The sequence below is a fragment of the Corallococcus sp. NCSPR001 genome, from assembly GCF_017309135.1.
Lineage (GTDB): Bacteria > Myxococcota > Myxococcia > Myxococcales > Myxococcaceae > Corallococcus.
In genome coordinates this window covers 8,160,044-8,178,459 of the sequence record NZ_JAFIMS010000002.1, presented here as the reverse complement: position 1 = coordinate 8,178,459, position 18,416 = coordinate 8,160,044, and the positions used below count along the sequence as shown (strand labels likewise).

Below are 18,416 nucleotides of genomic sequence, written 5' to 3'. Positions count from 1 at the left end.
CTCGGGGAGAAGGTGCGTCATGGTTGAGCGCCTCCGGAGATCCACGCCAGGAGGGTCTGGTACTCCGGGGTGTCCGCTCCATAGACGGCACCGCCGCCGTGGCCCGCGCCGGAGGCCTTGCGCAGCAGCCGGCTGGCGGAAGGGTTGGAGGTGTCCGTGAGGGAGATGACCGCCGCGTAGTCCGCGTCGGCGTCGCCCGTGAGCAGGAAGGAGGTGCTGCCCGCGGCGCCCCCTTCGCGATGGCAGCTCTGGCAGCCGGTGGTGAGGAGCGGGTGGACGTCGCTCGTGAACGACACGGTGCTTCCTCCGTCCCCTTCGCCACCGCCATCGCTGGGAGTCGCGCCGGCGTCGGCGGCGACGGGGCCTCGCTCGAAGTCCGCGCAGCCAACGGTCAGCGCGAACATCGCGGTGAGGACGGCGGCCCGTGTCTGGATGCGGGAGTCAGAACTCATACGCCACCACCAGCCGGGTGAAGTCGTCCGGCGTCTCGTCTGTCTTCTCCAGGTTCCAGAACTGGAAGAGGCCGGCGCTCAAGCCCCGCCACCGTGCGACCACGCCCACGTTGTGGCTGGAGGCGTCCTCCCGGGTGAGCGCGTTCGAGTCCAGGATGAGGCCTCGCCGGTTTCCGAAGGTGCGCAGCCCCTGGCGGTACTGGACGTAGAGCCAGTCCGTGGGGTGGTAGCGCAGCTGGAGGTAGCTGGCGAAGTGGTAGTAGTCCGCGCCCGGCCCGCCGTAGCCCTCCGCCTCTCCTCCGGAGACATCCGCGCGCAGCAGCCCGGCGCCCAGCGAGAAGTGCTCCAGCACCGGAAGCCCGCGCGGACGCCACACCGCCACGTCCAGCGCCTGGAGGAACAGGCGGCGCCCGAATCCCAGCGAATTGAAGTAGGGCGAGTACCACACGTTGATGGGGCCCCATGCGCCGCCAAGCCTCGCCCCGACGCCCAGGCGGGTGTCCTCCAGCGGCGCCAGGTCCGACTGGAGATTGAGCACCGCGTCGGCGCGCTTCAGCCGGTAGCCGGCGATGACGTAGGCGTCGCCGGAGAGGGCGATGGGGCCCAGACGGCGCTCCACGTTCACCGTCAGCCCCTCCCGGGCGAACACCACCGGAAGCACCCGCTGGTCGAAGCCCGCGAGGCCTCCGTAGCTGTGATGGAAGAGCGGATCCCCGCCGAAGGGCACCAGCACCTTGCCGCCCTTGGCGAACACCTTCACCGGCCAGGTGGTCCCGCTCACCCGGTAGCCCACCTCCCAGAACTGGAGCGACAGGACCTCCAGGGTGAGGGTCACCGGGTCCTCGGCGGACTGCCGCGTCAGGAAGAGGAAGTGGTGGTAGCTGCGCAGCGCGCTCTCTCCCTCCGACTTGAAGGGGTGGTCGTTGTAGCTGACGCGCTCGTAGTTGAGGTCGAAGCGGCCGTTCAGGCTCAGCGATCCGAGGACCGGAAACGTCCCCAGTGACACGCCGCCGTGAGGGCCCGCTGGACCGTGTGGATTCGCGGGAGTGGACGGCGGTGCCGTGGGCCCCACGGCGGGCCCGGGAGCGGTGGGCGCGGGCGGAGCGGTGACCACGGCGGTGGGTGAGGGGACTCCCGTCGCGCCTGCGTCAATCCACCGGGCCAGGAGCGCCAGCTGTGTGCTGCCGGGTTCCCACACCGCGCCGCCCGGGTGCGCGTCGCCCTTCGCGCGCTGGTAGAGGAGGCTGGTGTCGGCGGATCCGGGGACGACCAGGGGCTTCACCGAACGCAGGTGCTGCTCCGGATCCGCGTGCGTCACGTAGCGGCTGGCGCCAGCCATCCCGTCCGAGGCATGGCAGCTGGAGCAATCCGCCAGCAGCGCCTCGTGCACCTGGGGAGCGAAGCGCGGCGCGGCCGAGGCGTCCTCGGAAGTCGGGCCGGCGCTCGCGGACGCGCCGGGCCCTGGAGTAGCGCCGGGAGATGCGGATGCGCCGGTCACCGGAGTGGCGCCGGGCGATGTGGACGTGCCGGTCACCGGAGTGGCGCCGGGAGATGCGGACGCGCCGGTCACCGGAGTGGCGCCGGGCGATGTGGACGTGCCGGGCACTGGAGTGACGCCGGGTGATGTGGACACGCCGGGCGCTGGAGTGATGCCAGGAAGCGAGGCCGCGCTGGTCACCGGATTGGCGCTGGGTGATGCGGACGCGCCGGGCACTGGAGTGGCGCCGGGAGACACTGCCGCGCCGGTCACGGGATTGGCGCCAGGAGGCGTGGTCGTGCCGGGCGCTGGAGTTGCGCCGTGAGACGCGGGCGCGCCGTCGTGGGAGGGACGTGGCGCGCCAGGGCCGGCGGAGATGGCCGGCGCGGAGGTGGAGACCCCGCGTGACTTGCCGGGCGGGGCGCCTCCTTCAATCCACCGCAGGATCGTCGCGTACTGCGCCGACTCCACCGCGAAGACCTTCTTGCCTCCGTGGAGCGTGGTGCCGGTGCCCTTCTTGAGCAGCGGGCTCTGGGCGGCGGTGGCGGGCTGCACGAAGCGCAGGGTGGCCTCGTAGTCCGCCGGCTCGCCCCGGAGCACCCAGCGGGACCGGGACGCCATTCCGTCCGGACCGTGGCAGGACCCGCACTCCTTCTCCAGGAGGGGCCGGATGTCCTCCGCGAAGCCCGGCACGCGGGGCCGGTTCACACCCGCAGGCGTCCGCGCGGTGGGCGCGGCGTGACTCCTGGTGGCCTCCGCGGGGGACGGCGTTCCCGGGGCGGGGACGCCCGCGTCCGGCGTTGCCTGCGCGGGGGGCGGCTTGATTCCCAGCCGCTCCTGGAGCTGCCGCCGCTTCTCCTCCTGCGACTGTGCCCGCGCGGGGCCCGGGACGGACAGCACCAGCGCGCAGGCGAACAGCGCCCAGGTGCCCGGGTCAGCGACGCGCATGGCACGCCTCGCAGTTCATGGAGCGCCAGTCCGTGGCGGTCCGTCCGTCATGGCAGCGCCCGCAGGAGCGGCCCTCCCGCATGTCCTGATGCGTGAAGCCCAGCCGGGCCTGCGGGAACGTGCCGGGGTGGCAGCTGTAGCAGTACATGGAGCCATGCCCCCAATGGGAGAACAGCGCCGGAGCGGGCGCGGTGCGCTCCTTGAGCGGAGGCAGCCGGACGTCCTGCGGCGTGTTCACGGCGAAGATGGGCGTCGTAAACAAGAGGAGGGCGACGAGCCCCACCCGCCACCGTCCATCGCGAGCGGAGCGCCGCTTCATAGGGCCTTCTGCTCCTTCAAGATCTTCCAGACCGTGACGCCGTAGAGCAGGACTCCCAGCAGGACCCCGGGCACGCCCACGGCGGTGGAGATGACGAAGGTCAGGGGCGTCCAATGGAGGTAGGCAAACAGCTGGATGAGCAGCCCGGCCAGGACGAAGAGGGCCGCCACCCGGATGCGTTTGTCGTGGCTCATGGACGCGGTCGCTCCGGCAGCCAGAAGTTCTGGGCCTTCACGCCCTCCAGGTCGTGCGCGAGGTCATGACAGCTCAGGCACGAGCGGGCGCCGCTCTGGAGCTCCGCCTGGAGCTCGCGGTGCGGCCCGGCCTCCAGGTAGCCGCGCGCATCGTTGTGGCAGTGGAGGCAGTTGTCATTGGGATACGGCTGATAGAGCCGGGGCTCCGGGGGGATGGTCCCGAAGTAGTGGACCCAGACGTGCCGCAGGCCGTTGAGCTTGGCCTTCGCGTCCCCGAAGAGCGCGTAGTCCGTGTGGCAGGAGAAGCAGGTGGAGTCGCGGTTGATGAGCCGCTTCTGGTAGTGGACCGCGGCCATGGCGTTGGGGTTGTCCACGAACAGGCTCTGCCCGTAGCGCTCCATCTCGTGGCAGCCCATGCAGAACGGGGTCTGGCTGGATTCGCGCACGCCCACCGCGACCCCCGCGCCGCTGACGGCCAGCGGCAGCAGGGCCAGTCCTCCGAGCAGCACCAGGCGTCCCAGCCGATTCGCGGTGAGATGGCCCGCGGCATGGGCAATCATCGCCACCAGCACGGCCACCGCGCTGACAATCACAATCATGAGCGTGGGCAGTGGAGCCTCCATGGAGCCTGGGTCGTGACAACCGTGCAGTGAGGTGATTCAGGAGCGCTGGGGGACCCGGAGGGCCGCCGCCACGGCGTCTCGCGCTACCGGGAGGGCGCACCGGCGGAGGGCGGGAGGGGGATGGGCTCCACCTTCGCTGTCTGCCCGTCCACGCGCAGGTCCAGGAGGGCATGGCCCTCCGGCGACGCATAACGCAGCCACCAGGACGACTCCCCCTGCTTCGCCATCACCAGTTCCAGCGCCGGTCCCTGGTTCCGTGCGAATGCGGCCCCCAGCCTCACCGCCTCCTCGTAGCCCACGGTGAGCGCCACCGAGGTGGGCGGTGGCGGCAGCGGGGGCGAAGGATCCGCGCGCGTCTGCATCGAGGACCCCGCGCACCCCGCGGCGCTGAGGGCGGCGAGCAGGACGGCGCGGCGCAGGGAGAACGAAGAGGTCATGGTCGCTGGCTCGAACAGAGGGGAGGAATGAAACCTGTCCGGCCTTCGACACTGCATGCCCCGTACCGGGGTGGACTCGTGCCCCTCGTGGAGGTGGGCCCGGGCGCGGGTGCGTCTCCAACCCGGGGCCCGGCGCAAACCTTGCGCGAGCCGGCGGCATCCCGCGCATTCTTTGCGGCGCGCGGCTTGAGTCCACCCCGCTCGCGGAGTAGCCACGTCCCGTCACGTCTTCCTTGGAGCCCTCCATGAAACCCCTGCTGCTGGCCGCCGTCCTCGCCGCCGCGCCCGCCACCCCGCAGAAGTCCCCGGCGCCTGACGCCGGCCTCGCGCAGGCCGCGCAGCCCTCCCTGACCGTGCCCGGAGGCAAGTTCCTCCGGGCACGCTCCGGCAACACCGCCGTCGCCCAGATGTTCGCGCCGGGCATCGCGGAGCTGTCCCTGGCGGAGAAGCGCGTGGCGTGGTCCCTGACGCTCGCGGCGCACGCGGGCGAGGACATCGCGTTGGATCAGCTCGGCTGGAAGCTGGTGCCCGCGAAGCAATTGCTCGAAGGCGTCTGGCTCTTCGGACGCGACGCGCAGAGCGCCGCGTCCGGCTTCGACGCGAAGCTGGCGGACTACCTGCTGCGCTTCTACGGGCACGGCGGCAACCACGACAGCACCACCGGCCAGAAGTTCGTCCCGGGCTTCACCGCGGAGCAGCTCGCGGCCGGTGCTTCCCGCGCCCTCAAGGCCGGCGCGCCCTGGTCGGTGAAGGACGACGCCGCGCTCCAGGCCTGGCTCCAGGAGCTGACGCCCACCCTCTTCGACGCGGCCTTCGAACCGCAGCTCACGTCCAAGGCCCCGCCGCCGGGACAGGACCTCCTCACCGCGTCCTCCAACACCGCCTACGGCCCCGGCGTGACGGAGAAGGACCTGGTGGGCTTCAAGGAGAAGTACCCGCTCAACTCGCGCGTGGTGAAGCAGGACGGGAAGCTCACGGAGCAGGTGTTCCGCGCGGGCACGCCGGACGGCAAGGTGAAGCCGGGGCTGTACGCGAAGGAGCTCTCGCGCGTCATCGCGCACCTCCAGGAGGCGATGAAGTCCGCCGAGCCCGCGCAGAAGGCCGCGCTGGGCAAGCTGGTGCGCTACTTCCAGACGGGCAGCCCCAAGGACTGGGACGCGTACAACATCGCGTGGCTCAAGGTGGATCCGAAGGTGGACGCCAACCTGGGCTTCATCGAGACCTACGTCGACCCTCGCGGCCACAAGGGCCAGTGGGAAGCGCTGGTCAACTACCGCGACACGGCGGAGAACCAGATCATGGTGCTCATGGGCCAGAAGGCCCAGTACTTCGAGGACCGGCTGCCCTGGCCCCAGAAGTACCGCCGCAAGAAGGTGTCGCTGCCGGTGGCCAAGGCCATCAACCTCATCACGTCCAACCCGGAGCCGCCCGCGGGCATCAACCTGCCCAACGAGCAGCACATCCGGGAGAAGTACGGCAGCAAGAGCGTGATGATCACCAACGTCATGGACGCCGCCTCCGCCGTGACGCGGCTGCCCCTGGCGCTGGAGTTCTCCCGCACGGCGGAGGACCGCGAGCAGGCCCAGAAGTACTCCGTCACCGCGCGCAAGTGGCTGGTGGCCTTCCATGAGGTGCTGGGCCACGCCTCCGGCCAGGTGGACCCCAAGCTCAAGGGCCAGTCCCCGTCCGTCTTCCTCAAGGAGTACGACAACACGCTGGAGGAGGCGCGAGCGGACCTGGTCGCGCTGTGGCACGCGTTCGACCCGGCGCTCGCGGAGCTGTCGCCGGACCACGAGGCCATCGCGAAGCAGATGTACCGGGACTTCCTGGTGGAGGGGCTCACCAACCTGCGCCGCGTGGAAGAAGGCAACGCCTTCGAGGAGGACCACCAGCGGGGCCACCACATGACGGTGACGTTCCTGGAGGAGAAGGGCGCCGTGAAGCAGGTGATGGAGAACGGCCGCACGTACCTGGTGATTCCGGACTACGCGAAGATGCGCGAGGCCGTGGGCGAGCTGCTCTCCCAGCTGATGGTCATCAAGGCCACCGGCGACTACGAGGGCATCCGCGCGCTGGTGCAGGAGAAGGGCATCCACTTCGACCCGAAGCTGCGCGACGAGGTCGCCCGTCGGGTGAAGGCCGTGGACGTGCCCACGGTGCTGCTGCTCAACTCGCCGCGCGTGGTGCCGGTGCTCGACGCGAAGGGGGCGCTGGTGGACCTGAAGGAGGACACCACCCAGGCCTTCGTGGACCAGCACCTGGAGCGCAGCCTGCTGGGCCGGCTGTCGCCCTCGGAGGCCAGCCGCGTCGCCGCGAAGGTGGCGGGCTCGCCGGACGCGGTGCGCGAGGCCTTCAAGGAGCTGGGGCCGGACACGGCTCCGGCGCCGACCCCCGCGAAGAAGGGTGCGGCGCCGGTGAAGTCCACGCCCTGAGCCGTCAGTGGTTGGACGGCGTGTCGGCGTCCGAGAGGGGCGTGCCGGACTCCGTGGTGAGCACGACGCGCTGGGAGCCCGGCGGGATGGGGCCTCCCGGCGTGGCCGGGTCGCCCATCCGTCCGTTGGGCCGGCCGTAGTCGCGCTCGTAGATGCGCACCACGGAGAGGAAGAAGGCGACGATGAGGGGCCCCAGCAGCAGGCCCACCGCGCCGAACGCCGCCAGGCCGCCCAAGAGGGCGAAGAAGACGATGGCGCCGTGCTGGTTCATGCCCTTGCGCGCCAGCAGCGGCTTGACGACGTTGTCCACGAGCCCCACCACGACCACGCCCCAGATGGCCAGGAAGAGGGCCGCCCACGGGTGGCCGCTGAGGAACATCAGGCCCGCGGCGAAGAGCACCACCACCGCGGCGCCCACCGCGGGGATGAGGGCGAGGAAGAAGGTGAGGCCCGCGAAGAACAGCGGCGCGGGCACCCCCACGATGAGGAAGCCGATGAGCGCGACCGCGGCCTGGACGCCCGCGGTGGCGATGGTGGAGACGAGCACCGACACGGAGGTGCTCTTGAACTCGCGCAACAGCTCCCGCGTCTGGCCGCGCCTCAGCGGTGACACGCTCTCGAACCACTGCACCAGGCGCGCGCCGTCGGTGAGGAAGAAGAAGAGGGCGATGAGCATCATCGTCAGCTGGAGGATGATGGTGCCCGTGGCGGCCACCGCTCCCGTCACGGCCTTGGCGGCGGTGCCCCCCTGGGTCGTCACCTGCTCCTGGAGCTTCTGGTCCAGCTCGGCCTGCTCCAGCGGGAGCCGTTCAATCAGCTTGGTCACCGGGCCCCGGACGCCGCTGGGGAGCTTCTCCACCAGGCCCGTCATGCCGTCCTTCTGCACCGTCTGCGTGACGAAGCGCGCGCCCTCGGACACCTCCGCGACGACGAAGGCGGTGAGGCCGCCCAGGGGCAGCAGCAGCGCCAGCAGGATGCCGGTGACGATGAGGCCCGCGGACACGTTGCCGTGGCCTCTCAGCCGCTTCTTCAGCCGGGTGTGCAGTCCGTAGAACGTGCCCGCCAGCACCGCCGCCAGGAAGAACGCTTCCGCGAAGGGCCGGATGACCAGGCACAACAGGACGATGGACAGCAGGATGAGACCCACGAAGACGCGGCGCGCTACCTGATCGGAGGCCATGGCCTTGCCAAGTTAGGGAGCCGGACCTGTCGCCGGGAGCCTGCCCGGCCGGATTGTCGCGAGAACATTCCCCTCGGCCCGGCCGCCTGCCTGCTCACGGAGCTTGGGAGCGGCGGAGGGGGCGCTAGAGTGCGCGCATGCCGCCCTTCGACTCCGCCCGCTTCACGCTCTGGCTCCCGCAACTCCTGTGCGCCGCCTTCCTGGCCATCCTCTTCCTGCAGTCCGGCCTGGATAAGGTCGTGGACTGGAAGGGGAACCTGGGGTGGCTGACCGGCCACTTCTCCAAGTCGCCCCTGAAGGGCGTGGTGACCCCGATGCTGGCGGTCATCACCCTGATGGAGCTGGCCGCCGGGGCGCTGAGCGGCGCGGGCGCGGTGGCGCTGCTGGTGAACGGCAACCCGTTCCTCGCGTACCTGGGCGCGGTGCTCTCCGCGCTGTCGCTGCTGGCGCTCTTCTTCGGTCAGCGCATGGCGAAGGAGTACGCGGGCGCGGCGGTGCTGGTGCCGTACTTCATCGTCGCGCTCGCGGGTGTGTACCTGATGCGGCTGGCCTGAGGCCGGCCCTTCAGAGCACCTTGCGCGAAGGCATGATGGCGTTGGCGGACAGCAGCCCCGCCGCCAGCGCCACCGCGACCATCAGCATGGAGAAGGCCGTGTCCACGCCGGCCACCACGTCGCGCTCCAGCAGCGACGCGAGGCTGCGGAAGCCCACGCTGCCGGGGACGAGCAGCATCAGCCCCGGCACCACGGTGGTGACGGCGGGCCGGTTGCGCAGCCGCGCCAGCGCGTTGCTCCCGATGCCCAACAAGAGCGCGCCCGCGAAGGCGCCCAGCTGAGGCCCCAGCAGCAGCGCTCCCAGCCGCGCGCCCATGAACGCGGCGGCGCCGGCCAGGGCAATCCATCCCCAGTCCCGAGGCCGGGCGCGGAAGAGCACCGCGATGGCGAAGCCCGCCACCACGAGCGCGACGATGGCGACCCCCGGGGGCAGCACCGTGGGCAGGGTCGGTGTGGGCACGGGCACGGGCGGCAGCACCGTGGCCACGCGGCTGCCCAGGGCCGCGCCGAAGCCCAGTTGGAGGAACACCAGCGCGGCGTGGGTGAGGCGCGACGTGCCGGAGATGAGGTTGCGCGTGGCCACCTCGTTGACGGCGATGGTGAGCGTGAGGCCGGGCAACAGGACGATGAGGCCGGCGAGCGTGGCCACCTCGCCGTGCAGCGGGCCGAAGAAGTGGGCCGCGATGCCCGCGAACGCGGCGGACAGCACGGCCGCCACGGGCTCCAGCACGCGGGCGGTGGTGGGCTGCTTGCGCGTCAGCAGGTCCACCACGCCAATGGCCAGGCTGCTGAAGCCCGCGACGCCCATCTCCTTCCAGCCGCCGCCGAACAGCAGCGCCGCGGAAGCGCCCGCCAGCATCCAGCACAGCAGCTGCAGGGCGGCACCGTAGCGGGGAGGCCGGGCGAGGATGGTCTCCACGCGGGTGGCGCCCTCCGTCGGCGTAAGGCGCCCCTGGATGACGTCGTCCGCGAGCATGTCCAGGAGGATGAGGCGCTCCAGGTCGAAGTCGCCGGGCTCCACGCGGATGAGGCTGGTGCGCAGGTCCTCGGGGGGGCCGAAGGACGCGAAGATGGAGGTGGGCGTGGAGAAGAAGCGGGCCTCCAGGCCCAGCCGCTCGCTCACCCGCATCATCAGGCCCTCCAGGCGGTGGGCCGGCGTGCCGTGGCGGTGCAGGGCCTGGCCCAGGCGCAGCACGAAGGCCACCGCGGGGCCGGGCGGCGGGGGCGCGAGCGAGGCGGCGAGCTCGGGCGGGGCTTCAGCGGTTTCGGAGGGACGCGTGGACACGGCGGGCGCGCACATGCGCAGAGCCGCCCGGGGGAGTCAAACGGCGTGGAGCCCCCCTGCAAGCCTTCCTGCTCGTATTGATTGCCAGGGTGTTCAGGGAACTCCCCGGGTGTGACGCATCTGATACAGCGGGCGGCACACGGGAGGACGCATGGCGCGCAAGCAACGGACGCCCAGGTGGCTGGAGGCCGCGAGGCGCAGGGGACCGGAAGCCCCGGCGGGGCCGGACGCGGACTGGCTGGCGCGAGCGCTGGGCCGGGCCGGCGTCCTGCCCCGGACCGAGGCCGAGCAGGCGATCCGCGACGGCCGCGTGGAGGTGGATGGCCGGGTGGAGCGCGAGCCGTTCGCGCCGGTGGGGGAGGGGACGCGGGTGCGCGTGGACGGCGTGGAGCGCGCGCTGACGCGCCGGGTGCGCGTGCTGATGTTCCACAAGCCCTCGGGGCCGGTGGTGCACGGGTCGGATCCCGAAGGCGTGGGCACCGTCTTCGAAAGGCTGCGCGCGGTGCTGCCGCCGGAGCTTCAAGGCTTCGAGTGGTACGCGGTGGGCCGGTTGGATCGGGACACCACGGGGCTCCTGCTCTTCACCAACGACGAGCGGCTGGTGCGGCACGCGACGGCGCCACAGACGCACCTGCCCAAGCGGTATGTGGCGCGCGTGGAGGGGCAGCCTTCGGAAGCGGCGCTGACGAGGCTGCGAGAGGGATTGAAGCTGGAGGACGGCCCCACGCGCCCGGCGGAGGCCATGCTCCGCGAGCCCGACGTGGTGGCGCTCACGCTCACGGAAGGACGGCACCACCAGGTGAAGCGGATGCTCGCGGCGGTGGGGCACCCGGTGCTCGCGCTGCACCGTGAGGCGGTGGGCCGGGTGGCGCTGGACGTGGCGGAAGCGGCGTGGCGCGAGCTGACGGACGTGGAGGTGGTGGAGGGGTTGGCGTTCCAGCCCGGTGCGTCCTAGAAGCCGAGGTTCTTGATCCGCTCGTGCGCCTTCGCCGGGTTCGCCATGTTCCTGGGGGACATCAGCATGTACCGGTCGTGAGCCCGCTTGGCCTTGGCCTTGTTGCCGGTCAGGGTATAGGCGGTCTCCAGACCCAGCCAGGCGCGCCGGATGCCGGGGTCCTTCCAGGTGACGGCCTCCAGGAGCTTTACGGCCTCCCGGTGGTCCTTGGACGTGCCCGGCTTGAGCTTGATGAGCGTCAGGCCCAGTTCGAGCTTTGCTTCCAGCGAGCCCGGCTTCATGGCCACCGCGTTCCGGTAGGTGGCGGCGGCCTCCGGGTACTTCTCGTCGCGGAAGGCCGCGCGGCCGGTCTCCATCATGTCGGCGAAGGTCTCCGGCTTCACGATGCGGCCCGAAGACGAGGAGAGGGCCTTCGCGTCGTCCAGGACCCGCACCACCTTCGCGCGGCTGGGGTGCGTATCGGGGGCGTACTCCAGGAAGCGCTGGTAGTGCGTCACACTGCTGCGGCTGTCATTGAGGCGCGCGTACAGCATCCCGAGCAGCAACTGGCACTCCGCCTCCTGGGAGAACTGCTTCGCGCACTGGTGCGCCAGGTCCACGGCGTCCTGGAGCGCTCCCTGTTGTACGCGCGCCTGGACGCGGTCCTGGTAGCTGGCCAGCGACAGGGGCGCTTCCGGAATCGCTGCCACCGTGAGGGGCGCGCTGCCTATCGTCTGGGGGACCGCGAGAGGCCGTGCATCATTGGGAAGGGTTTGCACCGCGCTGGAGGGACGCTCGATGGGGCGCGGGGCTCCCGGGTGCTCCTGAGGCACGGAGGTGGAGAAGAACCACAGGACGCTGGCCCCGAGCGCCACGCCCGTGGTGCTCAATCCCAGCATCCACTTGCGCGATGTCGCGGGGGCGAGCGCGGCCGGGGCGTCTTCCTCCTCCACGATTTCGACGCTGGAGGATTCGGGGAGGGGAATCCTGCCGGTATGGAGCAGCGGCCTGGGGCGCGGAGTCTTCTTCGCGAGCTCTGGTTCCTGCTCGCGCCAGGACTCCAGCTCCTCCTGGAAGGAGCCTGGCACGGACAGCTCGCGGCCGTGCGAGAGCAGGTCCTGACGAAACAGCATCCGCAGCAGGTGCGCGAGGCTCAGCGAGGAGACTCGCGGGTGGTTCGCGTACAGGAAGCCAGACAGGGCCTCCGCGAAGGCGTGGCTGGATTCGAAGCGCTCGGACCGGTCCGGATGCAGGGCCTTGAGGACGATGCGCTGGAGCGCCGCTGGCAGGTCCGGCCGTGAGTCGCTCAGCGGCGGAAGCTCGCCGTTCGCGATGCGCATCATCACGACCTGGGGCGGTCCCTCCAGGGGGAGCTTCCCGCAGAGCAACTCATAGAGCACGACGCCGGTGGCCCAGATGTCCGTGCGCGCATCCACGTCCTCTCCGCGCGCCTGCTCCGGGGAGAAGAAGAGGTACTTGCCCTTCACCACGCCCGGCTCGGTCTTGAGGTCCCGGATGAGCTGGGCCTTGGCGATGCCGAAGTCGACGATCTTGACCTGGCCCTCGTAGCTGACGAGCACGTTGTCCGGGGAGATGTCGCGGTGGACGATGCCCAGCGGCTGGCCACTGCTGTCCGTGCGCGTGTGGGCGTAGTGCAGCCCCCGGCACATCTCCATCGCGATGAAGACGGCGATGGGCACGGGAAGGGCGCCCATGCCGCTCTTCATCGCGCGCTTGAGGAAGCGGTGGAGCGGCTGGCCGTCCACGAACTCCATGGCGAGGAAGTACCCGCCGTCCACGCGGCCAAAGTCGAAGACCTGCGCGACGTTGCCATGGGACAGCGTGGCGGAGATGCGCGCCTCGCTGATGAACATGGAGATGAAGGCCTCATCGTTGGCGTACTCGGGCAGGACCTTCTTGATGAGGACCGGCTTGGTGACGCCCGCGTCGCCTACGAGCTGCGCGCGCCACGTCTCCGCCATGCCGCCCTGGCCCAGCCAGGACACCAGCTCATACCGCCCGAAGGTGTCGCCTGGTTGGAGTGCCATGGGTCGGGCATCCTAATCCTACAGCTGCAGTTTGAACCGAGCCCTTCGGGCCCGATAGTGGCACTGCATGGCCACGGCTTGGTGGTGGCGTCGCCAGCGACTCCACGCGAGGACATGCGCAAGCGGAGCCGCCACACGCCGCAGAAGCGCTACCAGAAGCACTCGCACTTCCTGGACGGAGTAGCGGACGAAGGCCGTTAGTGAAGGCCGCGCCGGGCGAGAAACGCGCGCATGGGGTTTCTGCGCCTCGGCAGGCCGAGTGCTTTTGGGGGCAGGCCCTCCTGGAGTTGCTGATTGGCCACGGCACGCGCGGCGGCGAGAAAGACGTGGGCCACCAGGCACAGCGTCATATGCCGGTGCCAGGCCGTCCAGGTGCGCACCTCATAGTCGGCGAGGCCCACCTCGTTCTTGGCGGATTCGAAGTCCTCCTCCACGGCCCACCGGCTGCCCGCGGCGCGCACCATCGACTCCAGTGAGGCATTGCGCCGGGCATGGGCGACGTAGAAGGCCACCTTGCCGTCCGCGAGGCCTCTGCGAAAGAGCAGCCACCGCGACAGGCCCAGGTGCCGGTTGAGCCGCATGCGCGCCCAATCATAGAGGCGAGGGCCCTTGGTGCCCGCGCCTGCGGACAGACGTGTCCAGTCCTCCGGAGGGACCTCCTCCACCATGTCTCCAGGCTTCACCTGGTAGAAGCCGCGCCAGACGTGCGTATTGGAGGCCACCGCCAGCACGTAGGGCTGGTGCAAGTCTTCGAGGAAGCGGCGCAGGGTGCTGTCGCGTCCATAGACTTCGTCCCCCACCACCCACGCCGGCTTCAGTCCCGCGCCCAGCGCCCGCTGCAGCATGCCTTGCGCGAGGGCCGGTTTGGATTCGAAGCCCACTTCGTCCGGAATCCCTCCCGCTTTGCGGCGGGCCGCATCCTCCGTCCAGGGCTCCGGCAGGTACAGTTCCCGGTCCACCAGCGCATGCCCGCGAGGCGTCACGTACGAGAGGAAGACGCCCACTTGCGCGTTCTCCACCTTGCCCGCGGTGCCCGTGTACTGGCGCGCCACGCCCACGGACTTCTCTCCTTTCTTCAGGAAGCCCGTCTCGTCCATCGCCAGGATGCCGCCTTCGCCCAACGCCCTGCGCGCGTACTCCAGCACGTCGTCGCGTACTGCATCCGCGTCCCACTTCGCTCGCAGCAGCAGGTGCTGGAAGGCATAGGGCGCTTGATGCCCCGCATCCTCCGAAAGGCCCCACACATTCTTGCGCTGTGCCCGTCCCAGGAGGGCCTTCACGTACTCGACCGCAGTGGCGTGCGCCTCGCGCCTGCGGAAGTGCGGCTGCAGCCAGGCGCCTATCTCCTCCAGCTCCGTCACGAGACGGCCAACCAGCCGGACTTCCGGTGCCTGCGCTTCTGTGGCTGATGGCTGCTGCATGGGAGGTCTCGTTCCTCCCCCTCCTGTTTCTTCAACAGGAGGAAGCCTGCGGAGTCTTCCGAACTACAGCTGTAGGACTAATCGCAGAATCGTTATTCGGTCATTTCGCTGACGTGCGCCCTGTCGGGATGGTCCTTGGGTGCAAGCGTCAGGAACCGCAGATAGTGTTCGCGGCTCTGCTTGCGTTTGTACATCCGGTTGTAGCTGTCGCCCAGGATGAGATGGCATTCGGCGTTCTGGGGGTCGAGCAGGACGCACATCCGCGCTGGGCCCAGCGCTTCCTCCTTGCGCTTTCGCTTGGAGAGCTCGGCGGCCTTCTTGTGGAAGAGCTTGCTCCAATCAAGGTCACTGCGCCCGGGGGCCGTGGAGGCGGGCGGGGCCGTCCCGGACGGCTCCTCGGTCACCTGCAACAGCAGGAGCGCCACGTCGAATGGATTGGGATCGAAGTCCGATGAATACAGCAGATCGATGATGCGGCTGCGATGGGGGTCGCCTTCAGGAGACAGCCGCACGAAGGCTTCGTAGTGGTCGGCGCTGGCTTGCAGATTCCGGAACTTGGCCTCGACCACGCTCAGGAACAGATGGCATTGCGGCGCCTGCGGATACCGGGCCACGCAGTCATTGGCGACGAGCCGCGCGCTATTGAAGTCCTGCTGCCCGATGAAGCCGCGGAGCTTCAACAGGAAGTCACCGATGGTGGGGGGCTGGGTGCTCGCGGTGGTCGCCGTGGGGCTGGCCGTGGCGGGAGGAGGGCCAGGCGGCGGAGGGGTGACCGCGGGCGTGGGCGCTGGCATTTCCCGGACAGGCCGCGGAATGTTCCTGGCAGCAGGGGGGAGGGGCTGGACCTCCGGGGCATTCGCGTTCGACAGGAGCCAGAAGGACGCGCCGAGTCCCAAGAGTGTCGCCAGGGCCAGCGGATAGAGAAGCTGACGTGGCACCTGCTGGATGGGAGCGGGTGTCTCCGAGCCAGACGGATGGGTTTCAAGGCGTGAAGCGCGCGGCTCGCCTGTCGCGGTGGTGCTCCGCGTGCGAGGAGCCTTGGTTGGCGGAGGCGCGCGCCAGGCGCTCATCTCCTCCAGGAAGGAGTGCGGTACCGCCAGCTCCCGGCCCTCCTGGGACAATTCCGCCTTGAAGAGGGAGCGCAGCAGGTGCGCGATGGTCATCGCGGAGAAGCGCGGGAAGCTCGAGTAGAGGAACCCCGCCAGCGCATCCCCGAACTCATGACTGGACTCGAAGCGCATGTCCCGGGTCGGTGCGAGTGCCCGGAGGAGGAGTCCATTCAATGCGTCCGGAAGGTCGGGCCTCAAGACGTTGGGCGCCGGGAACTCGCCGCGTCCGATCCGCATCATCACCGCGGGGGGCGGGCCTTCCACCGGCAGCTTCCCACAGAGCAATTCATAGAGCACGACGCCCGTGGCCCAGACATCCGTGCGCGCGTCCACGTCCTCTCCGCGCGCCTGCTCCGGGGAGAAGAAAAGGTACTTGCCCTTCACCACGCCCGGCGCCGTCTTGAAGCCCCGGATGAGCTGCGCCTTGGCGATGCCGAAGTCGACGATCTTGACTTGGCCCTCGTACCCCAGCAGCACGTTGTCCGGGGAGATGTCGCGGTGGACGATGCCCAGCGGCTGGCCGCTGCTGTTCGTGCGCGTGTGCGCGTAGTGCAGGCCTCGGCACATCTCCATTGCGATGAAGACCGCGACAGGGACAGGCAGGGCACCCATGTCGCTCTTCAGGGCCCGCTTGAGGACGCGGTGCAGCGGTTGGCCATCCACGAACTCCATGGCCAGGAAGTACTCACCGTCCACGCGGCCGAAGTCGAAGACCTGCGCGACGTTGCCATGGGACAGCGTGGCGGAGATGCGCGCCTCGCTGATGAACATGGAGATGAAGGCTTCGTCGTTGGCGTACTCGGGCAGGACCTTCTTGATGAGCACGGGCTTCGTCACGCCCGCGTCGCCTACCAATTGGGCGCGCCACGTCTCCGCCATGCCGCCTCGGCCCAGCCAGGACACCAGCTCATACCGCCCGAAGACGTCGCCCGCTTGCAGTGCCATGTGGCAGACACTCTAAACCCAGATTCCAGGGATGGCAGAATCGGGGCTGTCTTTCTCCTGCCTGTCTGCCCGGGGTGTCAGCGAGTGGAAAGGCGAACCTCTCAACCCGCGTTGCCGGCCTTTCCCAACAGCTCGACGACCTTCGCCCGGCGCGGGTGGTCCGCGGGCGCGAGCTTCAGGAAGGTCTCGTAGTGCTGCGTGCTCTCCCGTGGATGGTTGAGCTTCGCGTGCACGGCCCCGAGCATGAGATGGCACTCCGGCATGTCGGGGTTTTTTGCCGCGCAGTCGTTGGCCGCTTCCAATGCCGCGTCGTAGTCCTTGCTCTGGAGCAGGCCGGAGACCTTCTGCTGGACCTCCTGCTGCTTCGTCTTCACGAGCGAGGAGACCTTCTGCTGCACCTCCTGCCGCTTGGAGTCGAGCAGTCCGAAGACGCCCTTCTTTGGCGCGGGCTCGCTCTCTGGAACCGCGGGCGGCGGCTCCTGGACGGCGCTGGCCGCGACGATCGTGGGCTGCTCGACGACCGGCACGGGCTCTGGCTCCTCGGCCTGGACGCGTTGGGTCGCGCGGACGGGCCTGGACGCCTTCCGGGAGGAGGGCATGGGGCGCGCGGGTTCTGGCTCGGCGGGACTCGCGGAAGGGACCTCCGCCACGACCTCTGGCTCCTGCGCTGGAGTCGGGGCGGGCGGCTCGGGTTCGACCTTCGGTGCGGGGGCTTCGACCGCGACCGTCTGGGGCACGGGGATGGGCGTGAGCCGCGTGACGGGCTCCGGCGAACGGGAGCCCATGAAGAACCAGAGGCAGGCCCCGGCCACGGCCAGGCCTCCCGCCGCGCCCGCGCCGTAGAGCACCTTGCGCGAGGGCCCCGACGGAACCGTGGGCGCATCTGGCTGCGTCGTCTCCGTGGGGGGCGGAGGCTTCGCGACGGCGCGCGCCATCCGCCGGGTCTGGACCTGCTCTGGCGGTGGGGCATCCAGGAGCTTCGCCAGCGCGGGCGCGCCCCACTTCCTCGCCTCGTCTCGGAAGGACGCGGGCACGGACAGCTCGCGGCCCTCGTGCGTCAGGTCCGCGCGGAACAGCACCCGCAGCAGGTTCGCGAGGCTCAGCGAGGAGAAGCGCGGGGAGTGGGCATGGAGGAAATCCGCCAGCGCATCCCCGAAGGCATGGCTGGATTCGAAGCGCCGCTCCCGGTCCGGAGCCAGCGCCTTCATCACCAGCGCGTTCAGCTCCTCGGGCAGGTCCTGGCGGAGCGTCGTCGGCGCGGGGATCTGCCCATGGGCGATCTTCATCATCACCGTCTGCGGCGGCCCCTCCAGGGGGAGCTTCCCGCAGAGCAGTTCGTACAACACGACGCCGGTGGCCCAGACGTCCGTGCGCGCATCCACTTCCTCTCCGCGCGCCTGCTCCGGAGAGAAGAAGAGGTACTTGCCCTTCACCACGCCGGGCTCCGTCTTGAAGCCGCGCAGCAACTGCGCCTTGGCGATGCCGAAGTCGACGATCTTGACCTGGCCCTCGTAGCTGACGAGCACGTTGTCCGGAGAGATGTCGCGGTGGACGATGCCCAGCGGCTTGCCGCTGCCGTCCGTGCGCGTGTGCGCGTAGTGCAGCCCCCGGCACATCTCCATCGCGATGAAGACCGCCACCGGGATGGGCAGCGTCCCCAGGCCTGCCTTCATCGCGCGCTTGAGCACCTTGTCGAGCGGCTTGCCGTCGACGAACTCCATGGCGAGGAAGTACTCGTCCTCCACCTGCCCGAAGTCGAAGACCTGCGCGACGTTGCCATGGGACAGCGTGGCGGAGATGCGCGCCTCGCTGATGAACATGGAGATGAAGGCCTCATCATCCGCGTACTCCGGGAGGACCTTCTTGATGAGCACGGACTTCGTGACACCGGCGGCGCCGACCAACTGGGCGCGCCACGTCTCCGCCATGCCGCCCCGGCCCAGCCAGGACACCAACTCATACCGTCCGAAGGTATCTCCGGCTTGCAGTTCCATATGGGGCGCGCATCCTATACGGAACCCTGAAAAGCCCGAACGCAGGCTTCCCGCCTGCCCTGCT

The 18,416-nt window shown here is 69.8% G+C and carries 16 protein-coding genes; 4 read left to right on the top strand and 12 right to left on the bottom strand.

From position 1 onward, the window contains the following. Positions 1-17 precede the first annotated feature (17 nt). The 6 genes from JYJ93_RS34805 to JYJ93_RS34780 form a co-directional block, all read right to left on the bottom strand. Positions 18-452 (bottom strand): hypothetical protein, encoded by a 435-nt coding sequence (locus tag JYJ93_RS34805; RefSeq protein WP_206798817.1) that lies wholly within the window; start codon positions 450-452, stop codon positions 18-20. After that, the gene (locus tag JYJ93_RS34800; RefSeq protein WP_206798816.1) at positions 442-2,877 is read right to left on the bottom strand and encodes a hypothetical protein; all 2,436 of its coding nucleotides are present in this window, start codon (positions 2,875-2,877) and stop codon (positions 442-444) included. Before JYJ93_RS34800 ends, JYJ93_RS34805 begins: the two co-directional genes overlap by 11 nt. Then, on the bottom strand, positions 2,864-3,196 hold the full coding sequence (locus JYJ93_RS34795) for a c(7)-type cytochrome triheme domain-containing protein (RefSeq protein ID WP_206798815.1): 333 nt from the start codon (positions 3,194-3,196) through the stop codon (positions 2,864-2,866). The genes JYJ93_RS34800 and JYJ93_RS34795 overlap by 14 nt, the downstream gene beginning before the upstream one ends. Continuing rightward, entirely contained in the window at positions 3,193-3,390 is a 198-nt protein-coding gene (locus tag JYJ93_RS34790; RefSeq protein ID WP_120622768.1) for a hypothetical protein, read from the bottom strand. Before JYJ93_RS34790 ends, JYJ93_RS34795 begins: the two co-directional genes overlap by 4 nt. After that, entirely contained in the window at positions 3,387-4,013 is a 627-nt protein-coding gene (locus JYJ93_RS34785; protein WP_206798814.1) for a NapC/NirT family cytochrome c, read from the bottom strand. The genes JYJ93_RS34790 and JYJ93_RS34785 overlap by 4 nt, the downstream gene beginning before the upstream one ends. Positions 4,014-4,096: 83 nt before the next feature. Further along, a complete protein-coding gene (locus tag JYJ93_RS34780) occupies positions 4,097-4,450 on the bottom strand; it encodes a hypothetical protein (protein WP_206798813.1) in 354 nt (117 codons plus the stop codon). A 245-nt stretch (positions 4,451-4,695) separates the two neighbouring features. Here JYJ93_RS34780 and JYJ93_RS34775 point away from each other — a divergent pair, with 245 nt between their 5' ends. Then, complete coding sequence (locus JYJ93_RS34775) at positions 4,696-6,882, top strand: peptidase (protein WP_206798812.1); 2,187 nt, start codon at positions 4,696-4,698, stop codon at positions 6,880-6,882. A 4-nt stretch (positions 6,883-6,886) separates the two neighbouring features. On the opposite strand, the gene JYJ93_RS34770 is transcribed toward JYJ93_RS34775, so the two are convergent. Continuing rightward, positions 6,887-8,062, bottom strand: a complete 1,176-nt coding sequence (locus JYJ93_RS34770; RefSeq protein WP_206798811.1) for an AI-2E family transporter — start codon at positions 8,060-8,062, stop codon at positions 6,887-6,889. A 137-nt stretch (positions 8,063-8,199) separates the two neighbouring features. Between JYJ93_RS34770 and JYJ93_RS34765 the strand changes: the two genes are divergently transcribed. Then, the gene (locus JYJ93_RS34765; RefSeq protein ID WP_206798810.1) at positions 8,200-8,616 is read left to right on the top strand and encodes a DoxX family protein; all 417 of its coding nucleotides are present in this window, start codon (positions 8,200-8,202) and stop codon (positions 8,614-8,616) included. 10 nt (positions 8,617-8,626) lie between these two features. Here JYJ93_RS34765 and JYJ93_RS34760 read toward each other — a convergent pair whose 3' ends face one another. Next, positions 8,627-9,916 carry a threonine/serine exporter family protein gene (locus tag JYJ93_RS34760; RefSeq protein WP_206798809.1) on the bottom strand — a complete coding sequence of 430 codons (1,290 nt, stop codon included), beginning with the start codon at positions 9,914-9,916 and terminating at the stop codon, positions 8,627-8,629. Positions 9,917-10,052: 136 nt separating this feature from the next. Here JYJ93_RS34760 and JYJ93_RS34755 point away from each other — a divergent pair, with 136 nt between their 5' ends. Further along, positions 10,053-10,856 carry a pseudouridine synthase gene (locus JYJ93_RS34755; protein WP_206798808.1) on the top strand — a complete coding sequence of 268 codons (804 nt, stop codon included), beginning with the start codon at positions 10,053-10,055 and terminating at the stop codon, positions 10,854-10,856. Here the strand turns inward: JYJ93_RS34755 and JYJ93_RS34750 are convergent. Continuing rightward, positions 10,853-12,883: a serine/threonine-protein kinase gene (locus tag JYJ93_RS34750; RefSeq protein ID WP_206798807.1), complete on the bottom strand. Its 2,031-nt coding sequence runs from the start codon at positions 12,881-12,883 to the stop codon at positions 10,853-10,855. The genes JYJ93_RS34755 and JYJ93_RS34750 overlap by 4 nt on opposite strands. A gap of 57 nt (positions 12,884-12,940) precedes the next feature. Here JYJ93_RS34750 and JYJ93_RS34745 point away from each other — a divergent pair, with 57 nt between their 5' ends. Continuing rightward, positions 12,941-13,084, top strand: coding sequence for a hypothetical protein (locus JYJ93_RS34745; RefSeq protein WP_206788065.1), 144 nt, complete (start codon positions 12,941-12,943; stop codon positions 13,082-13,084). Here JYJ93_RS34745 and JYJ93_RS34740 read toward each other — a convergent pair. The 3 genes from JYJ93_RS34740 to JYJ93_RS34730 form a co-directional block, all read right to left on the bottom strand. Further along, positions 13,081-14,304: an IS701 family transposase gene (locus JYJ93_RS34740; RefSeq protein WP_206788069.1), complete on the bottom strand. Its 1,224-nt coding sequence runs from the start codon at positions 14,302-14,304 to the stop codon at positions 13,081-13,083. The two genes, JYJ93_RS34745 and JYJ93_RS34740, sit on opposite strands and share 4 nt — an antisense overlap. A gap of 92 nt (positions 14,305-14,396) precedes the next feature. Continuing rightward, complete coding sequence (locus JYJ93_RS34735; RefSeq protein ID WP_206798806.1) at positions 14,397-16,358, bottom strand: serine/threonine-protein kinase; 1,962 nt, start codon at positions 16,356-16,358, stop codon at positions 14,397-14,399. A 101-nt stretch (positions 16,359-16,459) separates the two neighbouring features. Next, positions 16,460-18,352 (bottom strand): serine/threonine-protein kinase, encoded by a 1,893-nt coding sequence (locus JYJ93_RS34730; protein WP_206798805.1) that lies wholly within the window; start codon positions 18,350-18,352, stop codon positions 16,460-16,462. Positions 18,353-18,416: the final 64 nt, after the last annotated feature.